This window comes from Rhizobium sp. Leaf311 (assembly GCF_001423445.1).
Lineage (GTDB): Bacteria > Pseudomonadota > Alphaproteobacteria > Rhizobiales > Rhizobiaceae > Agrobacterium.
The window spans coordinates 203,519-228,798 of the sequence record NZ_LMNZ01000001.1; the positions used below are offsets into that span (position 1 = coordinate 203,519).

Here is a 25,280-nt window from a genome sequence, read left to right on the forward strand (position 1 = left end):
TCGATCCGTCATAGAGCATCAGTTGCGATTTATGCATCGTTCACAGCCTCTGGCAACAACCGATTTAGGGAGGTCTGGTATGATTATACCGTTTGAATCGCGTCAAACATGAGGTTCAGACGAAGAAAAGCCGCAAGAGCGGCAGAGCTCTTGCGGCGTCCGGTGCGCAATATTGCAGATATCAATTCGTCAGGCGGCTGACGTTTCCGGAAGCTTTGCGCGCAATATCCCCGAAAGCCTCGACAATCTCTTCCATGTTCTCAGGCGCGTAGTAGTTTTCGGCGCTGGTGGCGCAGGCCTGCAGAAGCGATTTGCCACGGTCCGGTGCCATGAACGCAACCGAGAAGATCTTGATGTCGTCCGCCTTGGCCTGGGCGCAGGTGGTGCGCACGGCGTTGTCGACGGGATAGGACCAGCTTGCGCTGTTGCCGGTCATTTCGCCATCCGTCATCAATACGATGATCCGCTGGAACGACTTGTTTCCGGCCTGCTTGTGGGCGTCAATCTCGCTTGCGTTGGTGGATTTCAAGGCATTGAAGGCGGCATTCAACGCACCGGTGGCGTCCGTTCCACCCGTTGCCGAAAGCGCATTCACATAGCCGCTGGCCCGCTTCGTGCCCCAGTCCAGGCCCTGCGTCGGCGAAGCCTTGTCATTATATGCGACAGCACTCGTTCTCACCAGTTGCGAAGCCGGATTGCCATTCGACTTGGCGGTGGGGTCCGACTTGTTGAGCGTATCGAGCAGGAAGCTGACAGCCGTCTTCAGCGAGGTCATCTTGTCGATGTAGCATGGACGGTTGCTCCTCATCGGCTTTGGCCAACTTGCCTCGTCATAGTTGGAGCAAGTGCTTTTGCGGCTGTCGATGCTGTCTGTCTTGAACGCCATCGAGCCTGAATGATCCAGCACAAGATAAAGCGATAGCGGCGCGCCGTTGTTGAAGCTGCTTTCCGCTGTGCTGGTGGCGCTGAGCGTCAGCGAGGTGGCCCCGACAAGCCCAAGAAGCGGATTGAGCGGCAGCCGATAGTTGACGGTCGTCGAAATCTTGAAATTTGTTCCTTTGGTTGTCTCGTTTCGGTTTGTGACACTGTTGATGCTGTTTTCGAGGATCTTTGCTTCCGCCTCAGACAATTCCTTGGTGACGCTTTGCCCCATCATGATTTGCGCCACCTGCGCCTTCAGCTCTTCGTCGCTCTTCTTGCCTTCGGACTCACGAAACTGGGTCGCCGCGCTCAAGGTAGCCGCGTCGGCTGCGTTTTGCAGGTCGGATTTCACCTGCATGGCGCGGGTAAATTCAAGGCCGACTCCCGCCGCTCCCATCAACATGGGAAGAGCCAGAGCGGTAATCATAGCGAAATTGCCTTGCCTGTCGGAAAGCAGCCTGCGCAGGCATCTCATGGTGTCAAACCGTTCGAACATCATGTCCACACTCTTTGGAGTTCATAGCTGGCCAAGGGTGTAGCGCCGGGCGGATGTAGGATTCGCTAACTCGGAAGGCAAATATTTAGTGAATTCTAAAATTGAAACAAATGGTTGCGACTTTTATGAAAGGTTGCATCGTCCTGGCACGTGCCTGTCTGGTTTTGGGGCATCACGCCTTGACCGGGATAACATCAACCGCCTGGGTCGTCTGCTGGTTTCCGTAACTTTTAAGGACACCGATGACGGGCGCGACATCGGAGTAATCGCGCCCGTAACCGACGACGATGTGGTCGCAGCCCGCGACAATGTCATTGGTCGGATCAAGTTCGATATAGCCTTCCGCCTCGCCACACCACACCCGCACCCAGGCGTGCATGGCATCTGCACCTTCAAGGCGCTCTTTTCCGGCGGGGGGAATGGTACGCAGGAAGCCGCTGACATATCCGGCTGGAATGCCCAGGCTGCGCAGGGCGCAAATCATGATATGCGAGAAATCCTGGCATACGCCGCGTTTCAGCTTGAAGGCTTCCGCAGGCGTGGTGTCAACAGTGGTTGCCTCGCTGTCATAGGTGAAGTCGGTATGGATGCGTCGGCACATGGCCATCGCGATTTCACGGATGGTCATTCCAGCCTTGACGGTTTCCCGCGCATATGCGGCAATCGCAGCGTTATCGCCGATACGGGGGCTTGCGCCCGCAAGATGATGCGGAGATTGCGGGTCAAGGGACCAGACGCTGGCCAGTTCCGCGGCCAGTCGGCCAAGCTCAGGGGAAAAGTCGGCGGTCAGCGATGGTGTTTCGACCGAAACACGCGCCTGCATGCGAATGTCCAGCTTGTCGTGGGGTGCGCGCAGCAGCACGGACGTGGCGCTTTGACGAAAGAAATCATCGAAGGCCACCCGCTCATCCGGTGAGGGCGTGACGGTCAGGCTGCCCGCAATCAGCCGCTGTCTGCCGGGAACGGACAATGGCATGACGCGGATGACGTGGCGGGCACCGGATGCCAGCGTATCGTAAAGATAACCCATGTGCAGCGATAGGTCGTAGAGCATGGTCTATCCGAGATATGTCTGGGCAAGAAGGTCCGAGAGATGCTCCAGATCCTGCTCCAGCTGCCGGAAGACGGCAGGCGACAGGTTTTCCGGCGTCATCACGGCGAGGCCGGAATGGACACGCATGACCTCGCGATAGAAGCTCGACATCTGGCCATTGACGAAGGCATTGGGCAACTGCTCCACCTCCGTGCGGATTTCATTGAGCTGGAACAGGATGGAGCGTGGGTTGAGCGGATCAAGGCCCAGCAGGTCCATCACCGTCAGTGCTGCCGTGTTGACGTTGTAGCGGCGGCGATGGGTCATGACGCTGTCGCCGATTTCCAGCAGCATGTCATAGGACCCATCCGGCGCGTCAGGTCCGCTCATATGGCCTAAAAGCCGTGTAAGATGCAGGCCACGTTCCAGGTAGCGACCAATGGACAGGAAGCGCCAGCCGGTAAAGCGATACATGTTTTCATGCACCAGACCGGCAAAGCCTGCCAGCTTGCGCAACAGCACCGTCATGGCATGGGTCGCGTCGTCACCGGCTGCGACCTTGCTCTGGAAGCGGCGGGCGGTCTTTGCCAGATCGTTCAGCGCCAGCCAGCCATCCGGCGAGAACCGGTCTCTGATATTGCTGGCGGAATAGATCGCGCTGTTGAGATTGGCAATCAGGCTTGAGGGTACGGCTTCCTTGACGTCGACATCGAGTGTTTCGAGATATTCGGTGACGTGGGCCAGAAGCGGCTGTTTCGGGTCGGCCGATTCGGCATAGCGGGAATGCCATGCGCGCAGGATGCGGAGCGCCCCTTCGGCACGCTCGATATAGCGACCGAGCCAGAACAGATTGTCGGCTGCGCGGCTGGGCAGGCTGCCCGGCATATTACGGGTAAAGTTCTCCTCCGCAGGCAGAAGGCTCGTCCGCTCCACGGGCTTGTCCGATACGATCCAGACATCGGCGGCGCTGCCGCCCGTCTGCATGGCAATGGCGGCCGTATCGTTGCTGCGACCGATACGGGCAAAGCCGCCGGGCATGACCTGCCAGCCATCCTGCGTGCGGGCCGCAAAGACGCGAAGGCTCATGGGGCGCGGTACCAGCTTGCCATCGACATAGGCGGGGGTGGTGGACAGCGTGACAACTTCCTGCCCGACCAGCTTGTGGCCGTCGCTTGCCAGCCAGTCGCCAATCGAATCCTTTGCGGTTTCAAGCAGCGTCGAGCCAAGGACAGACTGACCATTGTCATCGAAGAAGGGCAGGCGGGAATAGGCTGGGCCGATGACCATGCGCTCGATGTTGCGCGCCACGTGCTCGCGCTCCGTCGGCTGTCCGCACCACCAGGTCGCGATGGAGGGCATGGCCAGATCCTCGCCCAGAAGCTGGCGGCAGATGGCAGGCAGGAATGCCAGAAGTGCGCGGGTTTCCAGAATGCCGGAACCAAGCGCATTGACGATGCTGAGCGAGCCGGAGCGCAGGGCCTGCACCATGCCGGGCGTGCCGATATGGGAGTTCTGGTCCAGTTCCAGCGGATCGGTATAGGAAGCATCCAGCCGCCGCCACAGGACGCCGATGGGTTTCAGCCCCGCCACGGTGCGCACCATGACGCGGTTGTTGACGACGGTCAGGTCTTCGCCTTCCAGCAGCATGAAGCCGAGATAGCGGGCAATATAGGCGTGCTCGAAATAGGTTTCGCTGGCAGGTCCGGGCGTCAGCACGGCAATCCGGTCATCCGGGTTCTGCCTGCGCGCCTGCAACGTATCGCGGAAGCTTCCGAAGAAGGAAGCCAGCCGATGCACATGCGCCTCGGCATAAATATCGGAAAAGGCGCGGGTGGTGGCCACCCGGTTTTCCAGCGCAAAGCCCGCGCCTGACGGTGCCTGGGTGCGATCCGCCAGCACCCACCAGTTGCCGTCGGGACCGCGACCGATCTCGAAGGAGCAGAAATGCAGGTAGTGGCCGTCTGCGGGCTTTACGCCCACCAGAGGGCGCAGATATTCCGGGTTGGATGCCAGAAGCGACGGGGGCACGAAGCCCTGCTGGACGAGCCGGTTTTCACCGTAGAAATCCGCGACGATGCGTTCCAGCAGATTGGCGCGCTGGACGAGGCCTTTCGAGACCGCCTCCCATTCCTTCTCGTCGATCAGGACGGGAATATGGGAGATCGGCCAGTTTCTCTCGGTATTTCCCTGCGCGCTGTAATCGCGGTAGAAAACGCCGGCATCGCGCAGGTAACGGTCGGTGCGCGAAAAACGCTCGTGCAGCTCCCGGTCTTCCATGCGGCCAAGCGCATTGACGAAAGGCTGCCAGACGGGCCGGATGCGGCCATGGATATCCAGCATTTCATCGGCAATACCGGGCATGGCACGATAGCCCAGCATGGAAGCCATGCCGGTTTCTTCGCCTGTCCGTTCCATTGCCGGTGCTTTTGCCAAGTCACACTCCCTGCGGGCGTCTCAAATCTAGCGTCAGCGGGAATTCCGGGGACGCAGCCTCCGGCCACAAAGAATAGTGACCGGCCGTATGCCCCCAGGGTTCGAAACGCGCAAGTCGCCTTGCTTCCGCTTCGTTGCCATTGACGGGGAAAGTCTCATAGGTGCGACCGCCGGGATGAGCAACATGATAGATGCATCCGCCGATCGATCGGCTCGACCATGTATCATAAATGTCGAAGGTCAACGGAGTGTTGACCGGCAATGCCGGATGTAGCCCCTGCGCGGGCTGCCATGCCTTGAAGCGGACACCAGCCACCGAGACGCCTGAATCATCCGTCTGCTTCATCGGCACCGCGCGCCCGTTGCAGGCCACCGTGTAGCGGGACGGATTGGATGTTTCCAGGCGTACCTGCAAACGCTCAACCGAGGAATCCACATAACGCACGGTGCCGCCGATGGCACCCTGTTCGCCCATGACATGCCACGGCTCCAGCGCCTGGCGAAGCTCCAGCTTGGAGCCTTCATATTCGACCTCTCCGAAGAAGGGGAAGCGGAACTCCAGCTGTGCGGCAAACCATTCCGGCTTCACATCAAAGCCGTTGTCCTTGAGGTCCGCGAGAACATCGAGGAAGTCTGCCCAGATGTAATGCGGCAGCATGAACCGGTCGGCCAGCGCCGTGCCCCAGCGCACGAACTTGCCGCCAACGGGGTTCTTCCAGAAGCGGGCGATGATAGCGCGGACCAGCAATTGCTGGGCGAGCGACATGCGCGCATTCGGCGGCATTTCAAAGCCACGGAACTCGACAAGGCCAAGGCGGCCCGTCGGGCCATCGGGCGAAAACAGCTTGTCGATGCAGATTTCGGAGCGGTGCGTGTTGCCGGTCACGTCCGTCAGCAGGTTGCGGAACAGGCGGTCCACCAGCCACGGCAAAGGCGGTGTGCCCTGTCCGGGCATCGGCACCTGAGCCATGGCGATTTCCAGCTCGTACATGCTGTCATGACGGGCTTCATCGATGCGCGGGGCCTGGCTTGTCGGACCGATGAAGAGGCCCGAGAAGAGGTAGGACAGTGACGGATGGCGCTGCCAGTGTAGAACCAGGCTCTTGAGCAGGTCCGGCCTGCGCAGGAAAGGGCTGTCCGCGGGGTTGGCGCCGCCGACGACCACGTGATTGCCACCGCCGGTGCCGGTGTGGCGACCGTCGATCATGAACTTGTCCGCACCCAGCCGGGTCTGACGGGCATCCTCATAGACGGCGGTGGTGATATCGACGCAATCCTTCCAGCTGGCAGCCGGATGAATGTTGACCTCGATAACGCCGGGATCGGGCGCGACGCGGATGACATTCATCCGCTCGTCATGTGGGGGCGTATAGCCCTCGATATGGACGGGAAGGTTAAGATCGGTGGCGGCAGCTTCTGCGGCGGCCACAAGATCGAGGTAATCTTCGATACGCTCCACCGGCGGCATGAAGACGCAAAGGCGCCCATCACGCGCTTCCACCGACATGGCGGTACGCACTTCGCCGTGGATATCGCTGATCGACTGTTCGATGCGCTCCTGTGTTGCGCTGTCGGACGCCTGAAACGAGGCTTCCGGCAGAGCGCGCGCGGAAGGTGGCGTGGCATCGGGCAATGGTCCACGCGGCACCGAGGGATCGGCGGGGTGGATATAGGGAAATTTCGATGGTGGAACATAGGGCAGGGTGCCGAGCGGAATGCGATAGCCAACCGGGCTGTCGCCGGGGACGAGGAAGATGCGGCCACGCCGGGTCTTCCACTTCTCGCTCATCCAGCGTCTGGACGAGGTCGCCTTGGCATTCCATGCCTGTACCGGCAGAATATAGCCCGTGGGCGTGGTCAGGCCACGCTCGAACACGCGGGCGATGCGGTTGCGCTCTTCCGGGTCTTTCAGCTTGGAGTTCGAAGGATCGACATTCTCGGGCAGATTGCCTTCCTTGATCAGCCACTCAGCCGGATCTTCATAAGCCGGCAGCACCAGTTCCGGCGCAATGCCGATATTGGATGCGATGTTGGTCAGAAGCTTTTCGGCATCTTCTGAGGTTACGCCAGTATCGACGCCCTCGCGGGCCACCAGATCGGGATTGTGCCAGACGGACTGGCCGTCCTTGCGCCAATAGAGCGAAAACGTCCAGCGCGGCAGGCTTTCGCCGGGATACCACTTGCCCTGACCGTAATGCAGGAAGCCGTTGGGCGCGAAACGCTCGCGCAGCTTGCGGATCAGCACATCGGCCTTTTCGCGCTTGGTGGGGCCGACGGCATCGGTATTCCATTCGCCGGATTCGAAATCATCGATGGAAACGAATGTCGGCTCGCCGCCCATCGTCAGGCGCACATCCTGCTGCGCCAGAACCTTGTCCACCTGTTCGCCCAGCGCATTCAGGCGATCCCAGCTTTCGTCCGAAAACGGCTTGGTGATGCGCGGATGCTCGGCCACGCGGGAAACCTTCATGTCGAAGGCAAATTCCGTGTTGGCCTCGCCATAGTAACCGCCGGAAATGGGCGCGGCATTGCTGTAATGCGGCGTTGCGGCCAGCGGCACGTGGCTTTCGCCCGTTAGAAGCCCGGAGGTTGGATCAAGCCCGACCCAGCCGGCGCCGGGCAGATAGACTTCTGCCCAGGCGTGAAGATCGGTGAAATCCACTTCCGTTCCCGAAGGACCGTCCAGCGCCTTGAGATCAGGCGTCAGCTGAATGAGATAGCCTGAGACGAAACGCGCCGCAAAGCCGAGATGGCGCAGGATCTGCACCAGCAACCAGCTTGTGTCGCGGCAGGAGCCCTTGGCGGTGCCAAGCGTTTCCTCGGGTGTCTGGACACCGGTTTCCATGCGGATGACATAGCCGATATCGCGCTGCAGGCGGGCGTTGAGGCCAACGACCATGTCGACCGTTGGCTGGCCTGATGTCCAGTCGATGGTTTTCAGATAGTCCGTCAGCAGCGGGCCGGATGGCTCCGGCGTCTGGTAAATCGAAAGATCGGCCTTCAATGTTTCGGGATATTCGAAAGGCCAGTAGGTGGCGCTTTCCTCCACGAAGAAGTCGAAGGGATTGTAGACCGTCATGTCGGCGACGAGATCGACCTCTATCCTCAACTCGGTGACGGGGTCGGGAAAGACGTAGCGCGCCAGGAAATTGCCGTAGGGATCCTGCTGAAGGTTCACGAAATGATTTGCAGGCGTCACCTTCAGCGAATGGCTGATGACATGGGTGCGGGAATGCGGCGCAGGCTTCAGGCGTATGATTTGCGGTCCGAGCCGGATTGGCCTGTCATACTTGTAATGGGTCAGGTGGTAGATGCTTGCTTTGATCGACATGCGTTCCCTTGCCCGGTATTCCGGTTTGCGCGGATCGTTTCGCTCCGCTTTGATTGCTGGGACTTTGTGCAATGCACGCAAAGAAAGCAAGGAACATTTCAATGCTCCTTATCATTCGAGCGGCTGCTAATTTGCGGGTTTCGTGTCGCCGGTAGACAAGCTTCAATGGAATGCTATTGCTGTCTTGGCGGGTGCAAATCAACATCGTCTGCTCAACGGTCCGGACTAGGCAATAGCAGGAAATGGCAAGGTACTGATGGCGCAAGGTAATCTGTCGACAGAGGCGAGCAATTACCCGTCTTTCGATCTGACGTTCAGATCGCAACTGGGAATGATGGGCAGCGCCTTCTGGACCTCTCCCGTCCGCAACAGGCTCATCCTGCTCATGATTGCCCTGCTGACCATCATTCTGGTAACGGCCTATGGGCAGGTCAAGCTGAACCAGTGGAATGCACCCTTCTATAATGCGCTGGAACGGCGCGATCTGGATGCGTTCCTGCACCAGCTCGAAGTTTTCGCGATCATTGCCGGTTCGCTCCTGCTGCTCAACGTCTTCCAGACGTGGCTGAACCAGATGACGGCGCTGAACATGCGCGAAGGTCTGGCGAAGGACATGGTAGACGAATGGTTCAAGCCGGGAAGGGCCGCAAGGCTTTCGGGCTTTGGAGCCATTGCCGTCAATCCAGACCAGCGCCTGCATGACGATGTGCGCAATCTTGCCGAAAGCAGCACGGCCCTTGCCATCGGTCTTGTCAATGCGACGATCCTGCTTGTCAGCTTCATCGGCGTGCTGTGGGGCCTGTCAGCGGGCTTTGCCATCGAGATCAATGGCAGCATGGTCGCCATACCCGGCTACATGGTCTGGGCCGCGCTGATCTATGCGGGTTCCGCGTCCTTCCTCAGCAACATCGTTGGCTACCGGCTGGTGCCGCTGAATGCGGAGCGCTATTCCAAGGAAGCGGAACTGCGTTTCTCGCTGATGCGGGCTAGCGAGAACCTGACGGCCATCACGCTTGCGCGGGGTGAAAAGAACGAGCGTCACCGCATCGGTGAAGACATCAACGCGGTGCTGCGCGTTATTCGCGGCCTTGCCATGGCGTTGACCCATCTGACGTGGGTCTCGTCCGGCTATGGCTGGCTTGCCATCGTTGCACCAATCCTCATCGCCGCACCGGTCTATTTCTCCGGAAGCCTCAGTTTCGGCGGCCTGATGATGGCTGTCGGCGCCTTCAACCAGGTCAATGTTGCGCTGCGCTGGTATATCGACAATTTCGGACCCATTGCCAGCTGGAAGGCAACATTGCAGCGCGTCTCGACCTTCCGCAACGCGCTGATCCAGATGGACAGCATCGAGCGTCATGGCAATGTCATCGATGTCGAGAAGTCGCCATCCGGACCGGTCAGGCTGACGTCGGTGGAAATCTGCCCCGATGCCGGCGGCCAGGACCTTTCACGTGTCTTCCAGCTGCGCGAGGCACCGGTCGAGATCAATATCGGCGACCGGGTCATCGTCAATGGCGACCAGGGCGTGAACCGCAGGCTGTTCTTTGCCGCGATTGCAGGTCTGTGGCCGTGGGGAAGGGGTACCATCACCGTGCCGCCACGCGAGGAAACTTTGTTCGTCGCCCAGCATGGCTATCTTCCCGCGGCGCCCTTGCGTGAAATCCTCTGCTATCCGCGCAGCCCGCAGAAATTCAAGGAAGAGGATTTTCTGGCCGCGATGGAGCAATGCGGCCTGGGACACATCATTCCGCGCATGGATGACAATATCCGCTGGGACAAGAAATTCGATTCCGAAGAGCAGGCCTGTGTCCGTGTCGCAAACGCAATCCTGCTCAAGCCGCGCTGGCTTTTCATCGACGATCTTCTCGAAGGCCTGGAGACCGAGACCGCCGAGAGGCTGGCCGCCGTTCTGGCGGGCATGACCGATACCGCAATCGTCTATATCGGCCGTTCAGACATCATTCTCCAGACGCTGTCGCCGCGCGTCCTGCATCTGGATCTGGTCAAGGTGTAAACGTCACATCTTGACCGCTGCAGGTGCGGCAATCGATGTCGTTTCAATCAGCTTGGTCGAAGGTGCGGTCTTTACAAGCACAAGCGGCATTGTGGCGGCAAACAAGGCCATCGCCGCAATCGCGATGATGACGACCCAGTCATCACGCTTCTGTTTGACGGTATTCCCACTCCAGTCATATGCCATGGCGGTCCTCGCTCATTTCAGGATATGAAGATGAAAGAATTCAACGCCAGAGTGCCGCAATATGGTTAACCAAAGCTTACCTCTTGGTGCAATTCGTTAACGCCACCAAAGCACTGGCGGAAACGAGGTGCAGATTTCGGCAGCAATGTCTTCCTGACAATGAGAACGAGGCCGGAGGAGCGTGTCTCCCCCGGTGTACTTTCAGTGTTCTTGATACAACTATGGCGATTGCACGCTGCGAGTTTCAAGGGCAGTCGCGCTGTACCTAGAGTCCGGACAGGGTGGCCAGTGCCTGTTCATGAATGGACCTGTTTCCGGCGGCAATGATGCGGCCCGCCGCCTCCGGTCTTCCGCCGTCCCAATTGGTGATGATGCCACCGGCCTGTTCGATGATGGGAATGAGCGCTCCCACATCATAGGGCTTCAGGCCGGACTCGATGACCAGATCCGCGTGGCCCGCTGCCAGAAGGGCGTAGGCATAGCAATCGACACCATAACGAAACAGGCGCACTTTCTGCTCAACTGCGCCGTAACGTTCCGCTTCCTCGGTGGTGAAGATATGCGGCGAGGTGGTGAACAGGACGGCATCAGACAGGCTCTCGCACTGGCGTGTCCTGATCTGCCTGTCGCCGCCGGGGCCGAAATACCAGGCGTTTTCGCTATCCGCAAAATAGCGCTCGCCGGTAAAGGGCTGGTCCATCACACCCATGACAGAGCGGCCCGAAGACTGGAAGCCGATCAATGTGCCCCAGACCGGCACACCGGAGATGAATGCGCGGGTGCCATCGATGGGGTCGATGACCCATACATGCTCACGATCCGTGCCCACGCTACCATGTTCTTCACCGAGAATGCCGTGGTGGGGAAAGTGCTCGGTAATCAATGAACGGATGGCTGTTTCAGCCGCCTGGTCTCCCTCCGTCACGGGATCGTAGCCGCCTTCCTCCTTGTTGGCGACGGCAAGGCCGCTGCGGAATCGGGGAAGGGTTTCCGCCTTGGCGGCGTCAGCAAGACGAAAGAAGAAATCGCGATCAGGCAGCATGGAAACCTCGGCAATCAAAAAATCCAGCAACGACATAGCGCGGTTCAGCCGGTCTCGTCCACACGCTATCTGCGACGCTGGAAACACAAGAGTTGGGCATTCGCCGCCGATTGCGCACACGAGAAAGGCAAACGAGCAAATTATCGGTTAAATTATAGGCAATAATAAATATGATTGACAATTGGGCATAATCGCCGTAGGTTTTGATCACAGTCTTCGACTGTAAATACCCTCCTTGGGTGTTTCCTCCCTAGACTTGACCGCGCCAAGGCGCGGTTTTTTTTGTCCGCAAATGCTGCGGACCATACTTCAGAGATTGGGGGGGAGGTCACTCGGCGGCAAAGGCCATGTCGAGGGCGTATTCGGAAACGAACATCGAGAACTGGCGCATGAAGGTGTCCAGTGCGGACTGCACCGCGTAGAATTCCGGTGTCTTCAGCAGCGTCTTTTCGTCCACATAGAGCGCCCTGCTGATCTCGATCTGCACCGCATGAAGCGAGCGGATGGGCCTGCCGTAATGCTCGGTGATGAAGCCTCCGGCGTAAGGCTTGTTGCAGACCGCGGTAAAGCCCAGTTCTTCCAGGAGATGCAGGGCCGCGCGGGAAATTTCTGCCGATGCGCTGGTGCCGTATCTGTCGCCAATGATGATGTCGGGACGGACATTGGATCCGGCAAGGCGGATATTGCCCGGCATGGAGTGGCAATCGACCAGAACCGCCATGCCAAAATTGGCGTGGGTTCGTGAAATGAGCTTTCGCAGGCAGGCATGGTAGGGTTTGTAGATCCGCTCGATGCGGTTCAAACCCTCGTCCACCGGAAGACGGTGGGCGTAGATATCCATATTCTCTGCCACGATGCGCGGCACGGTGCCGAGACCGCCCGCAACGCGCATGGAGCCGATATTGGCGTAAGAGGGCAGGGCGCCATCGAACATGCGCGGATCGAGCTCATAGGGCTCGCGGTTCACATCCAGATAGGCGCGCGGAAAGTTGGCTTTCAGCATTGGCGCGCCGATATCGGTTGCGCCGGAAAACAGTTCATCGACATAATGATCTTCGGAGCGGCGGATTTCGTAAGCGTTCAATCTCGATGATTCGAGGAACGATACGGGGTAGCATCGACCGCTGTGCGGTGAATTATATACGAACGGAATGCTGTGAACGGCTGGTTCGTGCACTTCGAAGAGTTCGTACTCGCCCGTGACCCAGTCCATCCCGCCCCGTTTACCATGTCATAATTCTGCCAGAAGCATCATGTTGCCAGTTAAGGCAGAGCAAGTCCATACTGCATCCCAGTCGCCGGAGTCATGATTCTACCGTTCACATGATATTTACTGAAAATGCGGTATGATCGAGATAAGGTATTCCAATAAAACAGAAGTTACGGTCACTTAAATGGTACAGAAAATTCTTCTCGCTGAAGATGACAATGACATGCGGCGCTTCCTTGTGAAGGCGCTTGAGAAAGCCGGATACAAGGTTTCCTCCTTCGATAATGGCGCAAGCGCCTATGACCGGCTTCGCGAAGAGCCTTTCTCGCTGCTGCTGACCGATATTGTCATGCCTGAAATGGACGGCATCGAACTCGCGCGTCGGGCAACCGAGCTCGACCCTGACCTCAAGGTCATGTTCATCACCGGTTTTGCCGCCGTTGCACTCAACGCTGATTCGAAGGCACCCAAGGACGCAAAGGTCCTTTCCAAGCCTTTCCACCTTCGCGATCTCGTCGACGAAGTGAACAAACTCCTTGTGGCATAAGGCTTGTAAAAAAGCTTTCACAAAACCGCAAAAAAGCAGTTGACGCTTCATCCGGTTTCGTGATTTATGCGCCGCAACGGAGGGCGTGTAGCTCAGCGGGAGAGCACTACGTTGACATCGTAGGGGTCACAGGTTCAATCCCTGTCACGCCCACCATCCAGTTTCAAAAAGGCTTTCGGGAAACCGGAAGCCTTTTGTGGTTTCAGGCAGTTAGGCGCAGAAGATCGAGCCTTCCATCGCGGTTCCGGCCGCCCTCTCCGATACAATCGCCATTCCCAATTTTACCTGTGCTATAGGTGGCTGCTATCCGCACAAGGAACAGAGCCATGGCCAAAGTCAAACTGATCGTTCTCGCCGCCTACAAGGCCGATGACGAGGGAAATATGGTCGAGGCATTCGAGCCAAGGCAGATGCCGACGGAAGAGCGCGCCGTGCGGGAGGGGAAATCACTGGCAAGCCAGTATGATGGTGTCCTGGCCTGGGCGCGAGATGCCGACCCGGATCTCGGCGAATACGGCCCTCCGGTGATTATCTACCAGCACGGCGAAATTCCCGATATCGGGTGAGATGTGGTTCGATAGCGGTCCGGATCTGCGTAGCAGATGGTACGGAAACGCAGCCGTACAGGCGGTTTAGATGCGCCTGTCTTTCTCGAACCGTCTACGCGATGTCCCGCTGCACCGCTCTCGGGTTCCCCTCATCATCGACCGCGACCATGATGAACACCGCTTCGGTGACCTTTTCGCGGGATTGCTGCGAGTGGCGGCGGGTCCAGGCTTCGATTTTGAGGGTGATGGAGGTGCGCCCGACTTTTTCGATGCGGGTGTAGACGCAGAGTGTGTCACCGATCTTGACCGGTTTCTTGAAGACGATTTCGTGGACGGCAACCGTGACGGTGCGCCCGCCTGCAACGTCATTGGCGCGGACAAAGGCTGCAAGGTCCATCTGTGACATGACCCATCCGCCGAAAATGTCGCCTGCCGGATTGGCGTCGGCGGGCATTGCGAGCGTGCGCAGGGTCATTTCCATATCTGCGGGCGGCTGTAGTTCCAATTCCATTGTTGAAAACCCTTGGCTGTGGTCTGGCAATAAACAATGCCTACAGCATGGGCAGCCCGGGAAGCATTGATTTTCCGGAAGACAAGAGATGCACCTGCCGCATGTTGCTGCAGCAAGACGGCTGGGCAGGCTCACCCGCCAGAGGATGAACGCCAGATCAGTTCAGGATGGCCTCGACGGTCAGCGTCCGTCCATGGGCGGAGGCGATGCGCACGCGGGTGCCTGCGGGGGCGTCTTCGCCCTGCACGGGCCACCAGGTATCGTCCAGCTTGATGCGGCCTCGCCCTTCGCTGATGGGCTCGTGGAGGGTGGCGGTGCGGCCTATGAGGCTTGCTTCACGCTGGTTGAGGAAGGGCTCATCGGTCTTGGCGTGGTTGCGGCCATAATAACGGCGGCCAAGCAGTGCGAAGGCGACGGAGAGGACGGCGAACAACAGCAGTTGCACATGCCAGCTCCACAGAGCCGTATCCCAGAGCGCAAGCGACACTGCTCCGATGACGAGGGCTGCCGCACCAATCCAGATGAGGAAGACGCCGGGGGCGACGAGTTCGGCGGCCAAGAGGAGGGCAGCCAGTATCCACCAGCTCCACGGGCCAAGATCGGTCACGAGGCTGGCAATCATGTCAGCGCTCCGTGGATGGGCCGAACGGGTTGTTGGGGATGGTCACGTTGATGGTCTGGGCCGATGGGCGGCTGGACGTGGGCGGGACGGAGCTGCGCTGTTTTGCCGAGGCCGCTGTATCGGACGTGGACTGTGCATCGCTGTCGCGACCGAATACTTCCTTGGCGATGGCGCCAATGCCGCCGAGAGAGCCGATCAGCGACGAGGCTTCCATCGGCATCAGCACGATCTTGGAGTTTTTCGCGGTGCCAATGGCGGTCATCGCTTCGGTGTATTTCTGGGCGATGAAGTAGTTGATGGCGTGGATATCGCCAGCTGCGATGGCTTCGGAGACCATGCGGGTGGCATTGGCTTCGGCTTCGGCCAGACGCTCACGCGCTTCGGCATCGCGGAAGGCTGCTTCGCGCTGACCCTCGGCCTCCAGAATGGCGGATTGCTTGGCGCCTTCGGCCCGCAAAATCTGAGCGGCGCGCGAGCCCTCGGCTTCCAGAACCTGCGCGCGCTTCTCACGCTCGGCCTTCATCTGCCGGGCCATGGAGTCCACGAGGTCTTTTGGCGGTGCGATATCCTTGATTTCGATGCGGGTGACCTTGATGCCCCAGGGGCCAACGGCTTCATCCACCACGCGCAACAGCCGGTCATTGATGGCATCGCGGTTGGACAGAAGCTCATCGAGATCCATCGAGCCCATGACAGAGCGGATATTTGTCATGGTGAGGTTCTGGATCGCAGATTGCAGATCGGTGATCTGGTATGCCGCCTGCGCAGCGTTCAGTACCTGATAGAAGGCAACCGCATCTGCGGAGACGCTGGCATTGTCCTTGGTGATGACTTCCTGGGTCGGAATATCCAGCACCTGCTCCATCACGTTCAGCTTGGCACCGACGCGCTCGATATAGGGCGTGAGGATGTTGAGGCCGGGTTCCATGGTGCGGGTGTAGCGCCCGAAGCGCTCCACCGTGTAGCGATAACCCTGCGGCACCGTCTTGATGCCTGCAAATAGCGTGAGAATGACGAGCCCCACGACGACGATCACGACAATATCGAAACCACCCAGATCAAACATCGCCATCTCCCTCTATGCTGTCATGCCTTGGGTTGGCTTTGGTTACACCCAGCCCTGCAGCTCCCTGCGTACAACTTTCTCGAGAACCCGCATACCCTCAGAACTGTCATTCAGGCAGGGAATGTGGGAAAACTTCTCGCCGCCATTATGGTGGAAGATCTCGCCAGCCTCGCCCGCGATTTCTTCCAGCGTTTCCAGACAGTCGGAGACGAAGCCCGGATTCATCACGGCAATGCGCTTGACGCCTTCCTTGGCCAGCCGCTCCACCGTCTTGTCGGTATAGGGCTGCAACCACTCTTCCGGCCCGAAGCGGGACTGGAAGGTAATCATGAAGCGGTCCTTGTCCAGACCCAGCTTTTCGCGCAGCAGGCGACCCGTCTTCATGCACTGGCAATGGTAGGGATCGCCCTTCTTGAAGTAGGATTGCGGAATGCCGTGGAAGGAGGCGATGATCTTTTCCGGCTCCCAATCCAGCGTTGCCAGATGGGCTTTGACGGAGTTGGCGAGGGCATCGATGTAAGTTTCGTCGTCGTGATAGGGCGGGACGGTGCGAAGCGCTGGCTGCCAGCGCTGCTTCATCAGATATTCGAAGGCCTTGTCGTTGACGGTAGCAGTCGTTGCCGCCGCAAATTGCGGATAGAGCGGAAACAGCAGGATTTTTTCACAGCCTTGCGCCTTCAGTGCGTCCATGCGTTCTGCAATGCTTGGCTTGCCGTAGCGCATTCCCCAATCGACGACGACATTGGGTAGGTCGGTCAGCATCTTCGCCAATGCCTCACCCTGATTGCGGGTGTAGGTGCGCAGGTAGCTTTCGTTCAGCTCGTGGTTCCAGATTTCCTCATAGGCCTTGCCAACCTTCTGCGGCCGCTTGTTCAGCACGATGCCGTAGAGAATGGGATACCAGAACAGGCGCGACCACTCGATGACGCGCTTGTCGCTGAGGAACTCTGCCAGATAGCGGCGCATGGATTTGTAATCCGTGCCATCGGGCGTGCCGAGGTTGACGAGGAGAACGCCGACCTTGCCGAAGGCAACCTTCGGGTGATCTGCGGGGAAATGCGCCGTCTGAAGCGTGGAATTGTCTGCGATCATGAAATCGTCCTGAACCTGCATTGTCTGGTCAGCCATACGCCAAGACCATCGTGTTGGATCATCTTGTAGAGCATCGATCCCACAATCTGAATTGAATTCTTGAGTTTAGAACGTGACATTTCAACGCGACTGAAAAACAAAGGCCGGCCCGCATGGCGGACCGGCCTGATTTCGATGCGCTCTGATCAGTTGGCCGGAACGGTCAGCTCATCACCAATCTCGATGTGGTTTGGACGCTTCAGCGCATTGGCCTCGGCAATCTTCTTCCATTCGGTACCATTGCCGTACTTCTCTGCGGCAATCTTCCAGAGAGAATCGCCACGGGCCACGACATATTTCCCAGACGCAGGAGCCATAGGGGCAGGCGCGGCTGTGGTTGTCGCCGGTGCCGGGGTTGTGGCGGCTGGCGCTGTTGCAGTGGCAGGTGCAGGCGCGGTTGCCGCCGGGGCCTGGGATGTTGTTGCGGGAGCCGTCGCGGCAGGGGCGGCAGCTGCGGGCTTGGCTTCCTTTGGTGGAGCCACATAGTCGGCAGGCGTAACATCCATCACGCGGCCATCGGTATAAGGCTTGTAGGGGCTGTGCGCGCCGATATAGGCGGCGACGGCATCTTCAAGGCTTGGTCCGAAGTCGTAAGGGTTGATGGCCTTGGTTGCGAAGGTCTTGAAGCCATCGCCGCCGGTGCGGGTATAGTTGTTGGTCACCACGCCATAGGTCTTTTCCGGGTCGAGCTTGACGAAGGCGTCGCCTTCCTTGACCTCGACGGAAACGATGCGGCTGCCAGGTGGCTTGGAGCGATCGAAGGAATATTTCAGGCCAGCGGTCTGCACGAAGCGACCGGCACCTTCCTCGATCTGGCCCGCGCCATTTTCAAGAGCCGCCAGAAGATCGACACCCTTGATCTGGAATGTGGCAACAGAGTTCTGGAATGGCAGAACCGTCAGGACTTCGCCCATGGTCACGGGGCCAGCGTCGATGGATGCGCGCAAGCCGCCACCGTTTTGAATGGCGATGGTAATGCCCTGATCCTTGACGCGCTCCAGCAGCGCATCCGACACCAGGTTGCCCATGGTGCATTCCTTGGCGCGGCAGACTTCGCGCGAACCGTCGATTGCCGCTTCGGCAACGCCGATCTCTTTCTTCTTCATCTCTTCCAGCGGAGCCGCGAGTTCTGCCACGCGCTTGGTGAAGCCTTCATCCGGCGTGACCGATGCGTCCAGAAGCTTGGGTGCGCCAGCGGTGGATTTTACCACGCCGTTGTCATCGAAGGTGACTGTGAGATCGCCGAGGAACTTCGAATAGGCGTAGGCCGTGACAACAGGCACTACAACGCCCGCCGGGTTCTTGACCAGCGTCGGGTAGGGGCCAGCCGCCTTCGGGTCCGTGCTGGACAGCAATGTGTGGCTGTGACCGCCGACGATCACGTCGATGCCATCCACCGAGCGGGCGATTTCCTGATCCTTGACATAGCCGACATGGGACAGAAGAACGATCTTGTTGACGCCCTGATCCTGGATTTCCTTGACGGCACCCTTGAGATATTCGACCTCGTCTTCAAACGTTACCTTGTCGCCGGGAGACGATGTCTCGTTGGTGTCAGTTGCCAGCACCGAAACAACGGCGACCTTCTGGCCGCCCATGTCCTTGATGACATAGCCCTTGAACTTGTCCTTCAGCTCGGAACCATCGGCAATTTTCGTGTTGCCGGAGATGATCGGGAACTTCAAAGCGTTGATGAATTTCAGAAGCTCTGCCGGGCCGTCATCGAATTCGTGGTTGCCGATGGCCATGGCATCAAAGCCGATGCCGTTCATGAATTCGGCAATGGGCGCGCTCTTGTACTGGGTATAGAACAGGGAGCCCTGAAACTGGTCGCCAGCATCCAGCACGAGGATATTGGCGTTGGTGCCAAGCTCTGTGCGGCGGGCGTCGATGGCGCTCTTGACGCGGGCGATGCCGCCGAAGCACTCGTTCTTGCCAGCTTCCGCAGCAGAGCAGGTCGAATCCGACTTGTTGATCGCCTCGATCCGCGAATGCAGATCGTTGATGTGGAGAATGTTGAGTTGGTAATCAGCCAGCGCTGCTCCTGCCGAAAGCGCAACGACCGATGCGGTCATCAGGCTGAATCTCAAAATCCTGTTCATCGTGCTGTCTCTCCTGTTTTTAGCGAGCAAAAGCATTACGGCTCGTCCCTCAGACATGCATAGCGGTAAACTATGTCAGTCTTTCAAAGGCGATGTTTTCATCTCGCGGCATCTGCCGCAAGTAGAAATATGACAGGGTTGCGCAAATAAAAACGCGCGCTATACGCGCGCGTTGATTCAAACGGGCTCAGTTGGTCAGTGGCTGCAATCAGCCCTGGCGTGTCAGGGTGAACTGGCTGTTTGTGTCGGTGGTGCAATTGAGCTGCGAAGGCGAGATGAGCGCGCAGTTGACGCGCGACTGGGTATTGCGCACCAGCGACGTCATGTTAATTTCATACAGTGTCGGTGAAATCGTCACATAGGTGCCGGAAGCCAGCAGCGTGTTGCTGTCTGTCGAGCGGGTGGAGAATGCGCCCGCCTGGAATGTCGAGACAATACCGTTTTTGTCCACCCAGCGTCCATCAACGGCCGGGCCCTGCGGGGCGGCAGTTGCCATGGGGCGCGGGGAGCGCGCGGCAGGGGCGCATGAAGAGGCAGCGATTGCGGCCAGAACCAGAGCGGCGCCTGTCTTGAAATTCATCTCTTTCGTCTCCAGCGATTCTTGTCGATCTTGTAAACTGACCATGGAATGAAGTCGGCCTTATTGCAAGCGAACGACACCACCTATGCACGGGTTCCCGGCGGTTCCCACAAAACTGACGGCGTTGCAAACCGGCACCAGATGGTGTCTGCGCCGGTCTGCGCCGTTGTCCGCCCTTATCCGCGCACCAGAATGTTGCGGAACTGCCATGGATCGCCCGCGTCGATATCTTCAGGAAAGAGGCCGGGTCTTCCCTGAAGCGGTGTCCAGTCGGTGTAATGGCCTTCGACGGGTCCGAGATAGCGGCGCTGGATGTTGAGGCAGCGCTGGTAGTCGAGCTCGTCTGCCTCGACAATGCCAGCGTCGGGATTTTCCAGCGCCCAGACCATGCCCGCAAGAACGGCGGAGCTGACCTGCAGCCCGGTCGCATTCTGGTTGGGCGCCAGCTTGCGGGCTTCTTCCAGCGTCAGGCGCGAGCCGTACCAGTAGGCATTCTTCTCATGGCCATAGAGAAAGACGCCCAGCTCATCCGCGCCGTCGGTCAGCTCGTCTTCGGTTAGCACATGCTGGGTGGGTTGCGCGCTGCCGCCATTGCCGAACATCTCGTAGAGTGACAAGACAGCGTCATTGCAGGGGTGGTAGGCATAGTGGCAGGTCGGGCGAAAATCGACATGCCCGCGCTTGTCGCGCACGGTGAAATAGTCCGAAATCGAAATCGCTTCATTGTGGGTAACCAGCAGCCCATATTGGGGCCCAAGCGTCGGGCACCATGTGCGAACGCGCGTGCTTGCGCCGGGCTGGTCGAGAAAGATGGCGGCCTTGCTGCCCTTTTTCTGCTTGCGGGCGTTCTTTGGCATCCATTTCTCATGAGTGCCCCAGCCCAGTTCTGCCGGCTGCAGACCTTCAGCGATAAAGCCTTCGACAGACCAGGTGTTCCAGAAGGTGTTGAAGGGCTTCGGCTCCTTTGCGCGCTGCGTATCGCGCTCGGCAATATGCACACCCTTGACGCCCAACGTCTGCATGAGTTTCGCCCAGCCTTCGCGATCGCTGGCGGCGGGTTCGTCAAATTCGAGATGCGTGTCGCGTGCGAGATTGACGAGTGCCTGTTTCACGAACCAGGAGACCATGCCGGGATTGGCGCCGCAGGTGGAAACGGCGGTCGTGCCGCCGGGGCGTCGCGCTTTCTCCTTCAGCATGGTTTCGCGCAATGCATAATTCGTGCGTGCGGCATTATCCGCATCCGTGTCGAAGTAGAAGCCGGGCCATGGCTCAACTACCGTATCGATGTAGAGCATTCCGTATTTGCGGCACAGCTTCATCAGATCCACCGATGACGCATCGACAGACAGGTTGACGCAAAAGCCCTGTCCCTCGACATTCTTGACGAGCGGCTTGAGGACGTCCTTGTAATTGTCCTTGGTCAGATGCGCCTGAACATGGCGTATTCCCCGGCTCTCCAGATAGTCGGCAATATCGGTTCTGGGGTCGATAACAACCAGCCGCGACAGGTCGAACTTGAAATGGCGTTCAATCAACGGAAGCGTCCCGCGCCCGATGGAGCCGAAACCGATCATGATGATGGGACCGGTAATTTCGCCGTAAATCGGGTATTCAACTTCCGTCATTCTCAATTTCCTCTTTGAAGACAAGGCCTAAGCTAGATGATTAGGTCTCAACAATAAAGGGTAGCCGGATGACGGGCGTATGAAGACTGCCGGAAAGGTAAATCGAACCAGATGCGAAGGGTCATAAAATCATCGGTACAGCTTGAGACTACGCATACTTGCTTTCGACGCCTATAATGCAATATTCAACCGTGCCGTTCGTTTATCGCAAAAGGGCAACCCATCGTGCGTCAGGAAACCCCCAGCCTGGACAGCCTCATAGAGCGCGTCATTGCGCTCCAGGACATGACGCCTATTTTCATCGCTCTCTATGATACGCAGGACAGGCTTCGTCATGCCAATCGCGCTTTTCGAGAGGCGTTCAATATTCCCCAGGACGCATTTCCCACCTGGATCGAGGTGCTGCGCGCCAATTATCAAGACCGCAAGGGCCTGATCATCACCACCAGTGACTTCGACGCCTGGCTTTTGTCCGCGCAGTCGCGTCGCGGCAAGGTGCCGTTCCGCGGTCTGGAGCTGGACATGCATGACGGGCGCTGGATCTGGATGACGGAGACCGTGCAGGACGATGGCTGGATGCTGTGCGTGGGAACCGACATCACCAAATTGCGGCAAAATCAGCGCAGTCTGCGTCAGGATCGCGACATCGCCATGCGCGCGGCGCAGACGGACGAACTGACCGGAACCGCCAATCGTCGTTTCGTCTTCGCCAAACTCGATGCACACATCGGCAATGTCCAGAGCGGCCTTGAGCCGCCCTTTGGTCTTTGCGTCATGGATATCGATTTCTTCAAGGCCATCAATGATCGCTTCGGCCATCAGGGAGGCGACACCGTGCTGCGGGATTTCGTAAAGATCGCGCATGAAACGATTCGCCGATCCGATACGTTCGGGCGCGTCGGCGGTGAAGAATTCATGTTGATCATGCCCCGCACGGCCCTTTCGGATTGCGCCGCCATGGCTCAGCGTATCCTCGAAAAGGTGAGCACATCCTGCCCGTTTCCCGGAGCTGCGGATTTTTCCTACAGCTGCTCTGCCGGGCTTACGCTCTACACATCAGGCGAAAGCAGAGCCGATCTTTACCAGCGCGTCGACCGTGCGCTCTATTCTGCCAAGCAGAAGGGTCGCGCCCGGGTCGAGTCCGTCGAAGAATAAGGCGCTCGCTCGCCGACGCCTGTTTCGATGGTGGTCTTGGCGTGGCTTAGACCAGCTCTGCCGCCACCAGCCCATGCAGGGAATTTCCGACGAACAGCTTCTTGCCTGCAAGGTCTGCGGGCCTGAGTGCCTGTCCACGCGCCTTGCGTTCGCGAATGAGATCTGCCCGCAGCACACCCGGCAGGATGCCGCTATCAAGCGGCGGCGTCAGCAACTGGCCTTCCGCACCCTCTACGAAAACGCTGGTCGTGGAGCCCTCGCAGATTTCGCCACGTTCGTTCAGAAGGAGAACTTCGTCGGCCTCACCGGCGGAAAATTCGGCTCTCGCGGCGTCGTAAGGTTCGCGGCGGGAGGATTTGTGCCTGTAGAAGGTGTCACTGGAATCCAGACGCGTCTTTTCAGCGATCCTGACCCGCCAGACGGCGTTGGCCGCAAGAGGGACGAAGGGTTCGGCCTTGATATCCAGCTCGCCCTTGTAGGTCATCACGACGCGCACGATCATTGGCTCGGTGCCGCCGACCGCCGCATTCAACGCCTTGACCGTATCGGCGGGAGCGCGAAAACCCAACGCATCCGCCGAGCGCAGAAGCCTGCGCAGGTGCTGCTCAAGCCTCTGGAAACCGGTTTCCGGTTCCCAGCGCAATGTTTCCCTCAAGGTCAGGTCAGCAGGCTTGCGTTTCATGCTCGGCATCCATCATGCGATTCACGTAAGGTAAAGCATAAGAAACGCCGAAGCTTGTCCGAAATTTGAGCCTCGCCGTTTTTTATTCCTTATCGAGTGCTTCCAGCTCGTCGATCAGTCCTTCGATCATCGAAAGACCCTTGTTCCAGAAGGATGGATCCGTCGCATCGAGACCGAAAGGCTTCAGCAATTCGGAGTGATGTTTCGTGCCGCCCGCCTTCAACAGCTCGAAATATTTGTCCTGAAAGCCCTCATCGGCATTCTGGTAGACTGCATAAAGCGAGTTCACCAGGCAATCGCCAAAGGCATAGGCATAGACATAGAAGGGCGAATGGATGAAGTGGGGAACATAGGTCCACCAGCTTTCATAGCCTTCCGAGATACGGATTGCCGGTCCCAGGCTCTCCTGCTGGACCGAGAGCCACAGCTCACCAATTTGTTCCGACGTGAGTTCGCCCTCTTTACGGGCCGTGTGCACCTTGCGCTCGAATTGATAAAAGGCGATCTGACGGACCACCGTGTTGATCATGTCCTCGACCTTGCGGGCCAGAAGCGCCTTGCGCTCGCGACGGTCGCTGGTATTGTCGAGCAGCTTGCGGAAGGTCAGCATTTCTCCGAAGACCGATGCCGTCTCGGCAAGCGTCAAAGGCGTCGCGCACATCAACGCACCCTGTCCACCCGCCAGAACCTGATGCACGCCGTGGCCGAGCTCATGGGCAAGGGTCATGACGTCGCGCGGTTTGCCGAGATAATTGACGAGGACATAAGGGTGGGCCGATGGCACGGTCGGGTGGGCGAAGGCACCCGGCGCCTTTCCGGGGCGGGCCGGAGCGTCGATCCATTGCTCATCGAAGAAGCGGCGGGCGATGTCGGCCATTTCAGGTGCGAAATCGCCATAGGCGGAGAGAACCGTATCCTTGGCATCTTCCCATGGGATAATGGCATTGGATGTGTCGGGCAGGGGCGCGTTGCGGTCCCAATATTCCATCTGCTCCATGCCCAGCCACTTGGCCTTCATCTGGTAATAGCGGTGAGACAGACGCGGATAGGCCTGCGTGACCGCCAGCGCCAGTGCATCCACCACCTCGCGCTCGACACGGTTGGCCAGATGGCGGCTGTCGGCGATGTCTTCGAATTTGCGCCAGCGGTCGGAAATTTCCTTGTCCTTGGCAAGCGTGTTGGTAATCAGCGTAAAGACGCGCAGATTGTCCTTGAAGGTCGCGCTCAAGGCCTGTGCAGCTTTTTTACGGGTCTGCGCATCCGGCTCCTGCAGCAGGTTGAGCGTTTCTTCCAGTGCAAGGCTTTTGCCATCCACCTCAAAGCGCAGATCCGACATGGTTTCATCGAAAAGCCGGTTGAAAGCCGCCGCACTGGTCATGGATTTTTCCAGAAACAGCTGTTCGAGACTGTCATCCAGCTGGTGCGGCTTGTCCTTGCGCAGATCGACCAGCCACGGCTTGTAGTGAGCGGTCAAGGCATCGTTGGCGATGGCGGCATCGATGACTGCATCATCGATGCGGTTCAGTTCCAGTGCGAAGAACAGCAGGTGGGCCGACAGATCCGTCAGCTTCGACTGGGCATCGCCGTAGATCTTGCCATTGGCCGGGTTGGATGTGTCTGAAAAATAGGTGAGGCCGGCAAAGGAGCCGATGCGTCCGAGAAGATCATCCAGCGCCTCATATTCCTTCAGCGCCGCGCCAAGGCCCTTTTCGCCGGTGAGTTCAGCCGCCGCCTGAAGCTTGCCCTTCCATTTTGCTTCGAAGGCCTTCGCCCCTTCCTGCGCCTTTTCCAGTGCTGCCTTGTATTCTGGGGAGTCTGCCGAGGGGTAGAGATCGGAAAGTTTCCAGGTCGGAAGATTGCCCAATGCCGTGCTTGCCGTGGCGGCGTTTGCCGCGCCATCAGCGGAAAAGGCGGGCAGTGTCGTCGATGTCTTGAAAGTCATTCCGGGTTTCCTCTTCATCTCGTGTTCAAGCATATGGGGGCTTCGTTTCCCGTGGCAATGCTTAAAATGCAAGCAAATCTCAAAACAGGATGTTCAAGCC

General features: G+C 58.6%; 20 protein-coding genes and 1 tRNA gene. 5 read left to right on the forward strand and 16 right to left on the reverse strand.

What is annotated here, in order from left to right:
* Positions 1–181 precede the first annotated feature (181 nt).
* The 4 genes from ASF69_RS00890 to ASF69_RS00905 all read right to left on the reverse strand — a co-directional run bounded on the left by ASF69_RS00890 (position 182) and on the right by ASF69_RS00905 (position 8,214).
* Positions 182–1,420, reverse strand: coding sequence for a TadE/TadG family type IV pilus assembly protein (locus ASF69_RS00890; RefSeq protein WP_062584423.1), 1,239 nt, complete (start codon positions 1,418–1,420; stop codon positions 182–184).
* Between the two features lie 169 nt (positions 1,421–1,589).
* Complete coding sequence (locus tag ASF69_RS00895; RefSeq protein WP_062584426.1) at positions 1,590–2,471, reverse strand: transglutaminase family protein; 882 nt, start codon at positions 2,469–2,471, stop codon at positions 1,590–1,592.
* Between the two features lie 3 nt (positions 2,472–2,474).
* A complete protein-coding gene (locus ASF69_RS00900; protein ID WP_062584428.1) occupies positions 2,475–4,865 on the reverse strand; it encodes a circularly permuted type 2 ATP-grasp protein in 2,391 nt (796 codons plus the stop codon).
* A 19-nt stretch (positions 4,866–4,884) separates the two neighbouring features.
* Positions 4,885–8,214 (reverse strand): transglutaminase family protein, encoded by a 3,330-nt coding sequence (locus tag ASF69_RS00905; protein WP_062585530.1) that lies wholly within the window; start codon positions 8,212–8,214, stop codon positions 4,885–4,887.
* A 256-nt stretch (positions 8,215–8,470) separates the two neighbouring features.
* Here ASF69_RS00905 and ASF69_RS00910 point away from each other — a divergent pair, with 256 nt between their 5' ends.
* Positions 8,471–10,231, forward strand: a complete 1,761-nt coding sequence (locus ASF69_RS00910) for an ABC transporter ATP-binding protein/permease (RefSeq protein ID WP_062584430.1) — start codon at positions 8,471–8,473, stop codon at positions 10,229–10,231.
* Between the two features lie 3 nt (positions 10,232–10,234).
* Here the strand turns inward: ASF69_RS00910 and ASF69_RS00915 are convergent, their stop codons facing one another.
* The 3 genes from ASF69_RS00915 to ASF69_RS00925 form a co-directional block, all read right to left on the reverse strand.
* The gene (locus tag ASF69_RS00915; protein WP_062584432.1) at positions 10,235–10,417 is read right to left on the reverse strand and encodes a hypothetical protein; all 183 of its coding nucleotides are present in this window, start codon (positions 10,415–10,417) and stop codon (positions 10,235–10,237) included.
* Between the two features lie 265 nt (positions 10,418–10,682).
* Positions 10,683–11,459 (reverse strand): histidinol-phosphatase, encoded by a 777-nt coding sequence (gene hisN, locus ASF69_RS00920; RefSeq protein ID WP_062585532.1) that lies wholly within the window; start codon positions 11,457–11,459, stop codon positions 10,683–10,685.
* A gap of 328 nt (positions 11,460–11,787) precedes the next feature.
* Positions 11,788–12,672 carry an N-formylglutamate amidohydrolase gene (locus ASF69_RS00925; protein WP_062584434.1) on the reverse strand — a complete coding sequence of 295 codons (885 nt, stop codon included), beginning with the start codon at positions 12,670–12,672 and terminating at the stop codon, positions 11,788–11,790.
* A gap of 181 nt (positions 12,673–12,853) precedes the next feature.
* Between ASF69_RS00925 and ASF69_RS00930 the strand changes: the two genes are divergently transcribed.
* From ASF69_RS00930 to ASF69_RS00940, 3 genes are all read left to right on the forward strand, one after another.
* A complete protein-coding gene (locus ASF69_RS00930; RefSeq protein WP_027675545.1) occupies positions 12,854–13,216 on the forward strand; it encodes a response regulator in 363 nt (120 codons plus the stop codon).
* Between the two features lie 81 nt (positions 13,217–13,297).
* Positions 13,298–13,372 (forward strand) — tRNA-Val (locus ASF69_RS00935).
* A gap of 170 nt (positions 13,373–13,542) precedes the next feature.
* Positions 13,543–13,782, forward strand: coding sequence for a hypothetical protein (locus tag ASF69_RS00940; protein ID WP_062584436.1), 240 nt, complete (start codon positions 13,543–13,545; stop codon positions 13,780–13,782).
* A gap of 94 nt (positions 13,783–13,876) precedes the next feature.
* On the opposite strand, the gene ASF69_RS00945 is transcribed toward ASF69_RS00940, so the two are convergent.
* The 7 genes from ASF69_RS00945 to ASF69_RS00975 form a co-directional block, all read right to left on the reverse strand.
* Complete coding sequence (locus ASF69_RS00945; RefSeq protein ID WP_062585534.1) at positions 13,877–14,269, reverse strand: acyl-CoA thioesterase; 393 nt, start codon at positions 14,267–14,269, stop codon at positions 13,877–13,879.
* Positions 14,270–14,432: 163 nt separating this feature from the next.
* Positions 14,433–14,897 (reverse strand): NfeD family protein, encoded by a 465-nt coding sequence (locus tag ASF69_RS00950; RefSeq protein WP_062584438.1) that lies wholly within the window; start codon positions 14,895–14,897, stop codon positions 14,433–14,435.
* 1 nt (position 14,898) lies between these two features.
* Positions 14,899–15,963 carry an SPFH domain-containing protein gene (locus ASF69_RS00955; protein WP_062584440.1) on the reverse strand — a complete coding sequence of 355 codons (1,065 nt, stop codon included), beginning with the start codon at positions 15,961–15,963 and terminating at the stop codon, positions 14,899–14,901.
* Between the two features lie 42 nt (positions 15,964–16,005).
* Positions 16,006–17,055 carry a ferrochelatase gene (gene hemH / locus ASF69_RS00960; protein ID WP_062585536.1) on the reverse strand — a complete coding sequence of 350 codons (1,050 nt, stop codon included), beginning with the start codon at positions 17,053–17,055 and terminating at the stop codon, positions 16,006–16,008.
* Positions 17,056–17,240: 185 nt separating this feature from the next.
* The gene (locus ASF69_RS00965) at positions 17,241–19,196 is read right to left on the reverse strand and encodes a 5'-nucleotidase C-terminal domain-containing protein (protein ID WP_062584442.1); all 1,956 of its coding nucleotides are present in this window, start codon (positions 19,194–19,196) and stop codon (positions 17,241–17,243) included.
* 208 nt (positions 19,197–19,404) lie between these two features.
* Positions 19,405–19,776 (reverse strand): outer membrane lipoprotein Omp10, encoded by a 372-nt coding sequence (gene omp10 / locus ASF69_RS00970; protein WP_062584444.1) that lies wholly within the window; start codon positions 19,774–19,776, stop codon positions 19,405–19,407.
* A gap of 176 nt (positions 19,777–19,952) precedes the next feature.
* A complete protein-coding gene (locus ASF69_RS00975) occupies positions 19,953–21,401 on the reverse strand; it encodes a homospermidine synthase (RefSeq protein WP_062584445.1) in 1,449 nt (482 codons plus the stop codon).
* Positions 21,402–21,647: 246 nt separating this feature from the next.
* Here ASF69_RS00975 and ASF69_RS00980 point away from each other — a divergent pair, with 246 nt between their 5' ends.
* The gene (locus ASF69_RS00980) at positions 21,648–22,556 is read left to right on the forward strand and encodes a sensor domain-containing diguanylate cyclase (RefSeq protein WP_062585538.1); all 909 of its coding nucleotides are present in this window, start codon (positions 21,648–21,650) and stop codon (positions 22,554–22,556) included.
* Positions 22,557–22,602: 46 nt separating this feature from the next.
* Here the strand turns inward: ASF69_RS00980 and ASF69_RS00985 are convergent, their stop codons facing one another.
* A complete protein-coding gene (locus ASF69_RS00985; protein ID WP_062585539.1) occupies positions 22,603–23,238 on the reverse strand; it encodes an aminotransferase class IV family protein in 636 nt (211 codons plus the stop codon).
* 82 nt (positions 23,239–23,320) lie between these two features.
* Complete coding sequence (locus ASF69_RS00990) at positions 23,321–25,180, reverse strand: M3 family oligoendopeptidase (protein ID WP_062584447.1); 1,860 nt, start codon at positions 25,178–25,180, stop codon at positions 23,321–23,323.
* Positions 25,181–25,280 lie beyond the last annotated feature (100 nt).

Coding starts and splice junctions, on each gene's coding strand:
- hisN (WP_062585532.1), bottom strand. CDS start 11,459: ATGCTGCCTGATCGCGATTTCTTCTTTCGTCTTGCTGACGCCGCCAAG.
- ASF69_RS00940 (WP_062584436.1), top strand. CDS start 13,543: ATGGCCAAAGTCAAACTGATCGTTCTCGCCGCCTACAAGGCCGATGAC.
- ASF69_RS00900 (WP_062584428.1), bottom strand. CDS start 4,865: ATGGAACGGACAGGCGAAGAAACCGGCATGGCTTCCATGCTGGGCTAT.
- ASF69_RS00895 (WP_062584426.1), bottom strand. CDS start 2,471: ATGCTCTACGACCTATCGCTGCACATGGGTTATCTTTACGATACGCTG.
- ASF69_RS00950 (WP_062584438.1), bottom strand. CDS start 14,897: ATGATTGCCAGCCTCGTGACCGATCTTGGCCCGTGGAGCTGGTGGATA.
- ASF69_RS00965 (WP_062584442.1), bottom strand. CDS start 19,196: ATGAACAGGATTTTGAGATTCAGCCTGATGACCGCATCGGTCGTTGCG.
- ASF69_RS00890 (WP_062584423.1), bottom strand. CDS start 1,420: ATGATGTTCGAACGGTTTGACACCATGAGATGCCTGCGCAGGCTGCTT.
- omp10 (WP_062584444.1), bottom strand. CDS start 19,776: ATGAATTTCAAGACAGGCGCCGCTCTGGTTCTGGCCGCAATCGCTGCC.
- hemH (WP_062585536.1), bottom strand. CDS start 17,055: ATGATCGCAGACAATTCCACGCTTCAGACGGCGCATTTCCCCGCAGAT.
- ASF69_RS00910 (WP_062584430.1), top strand. CDS start 8,471: ATGGCGCAAGGTAATCTGTCGACAGAGGCGAGCAATTACCCGTCTTTC.
- ASF69_RS00990 (WP_062584447.1), bottom strand. CDS start 25,180: ATGACTTTCAAGACATCGACGACACTGCCCGCCTTTTCCGCTGATGGC.
- ASF69_RS00930 (WP_027675545.1), top strand. CDS start 12,854: ATGGTACAGAAAATTCTTCTCGCTGAAGATGACAATGACATGCGGCGC.
- ASF69_RS00905 (WP_062585530.1), bottom strand. CDS start 8,214: ATGTCGATCAAAGCAAGCATCTACCACCTGACCCATTACAAGTATGAC.
- ASF69_RS00985 (WP_062585539.1), bottom strand. CDS start 23,238: ATGAAACGCAAGCCTGCTGACCTGACCTTGAGGGAAACATTGCGCTGG.
- ASF69_RS00915 (WP_062584432.1), bottom strand. CDS start 10,417: ATGGCATATGACTGGAGTGGGAATACCGTCAAACAGAAGCGTGATGAC.
- ASF69_RS00975 (WP_062584445.1), bottom strand. CDS start 21,401: ATGACGGAAGTTGAATACCCGATTTACGGCGAAATTACCGGTCCCATC.
- ASF69_RS00925 (WP_062584434.1), bottom strand. CDS start 12,672: ATGGACTGGGTCACGGGCGAGTACGAACTCTTCGAAGTGCACGAACCA.
- ASF69_RS00955 (WP_062584440.1), bottom strand. CDS start 15,963: ATGTTTGATCTGGGTGGTTTCGATATTGTCGTGATCGTCGTCGTGGGG.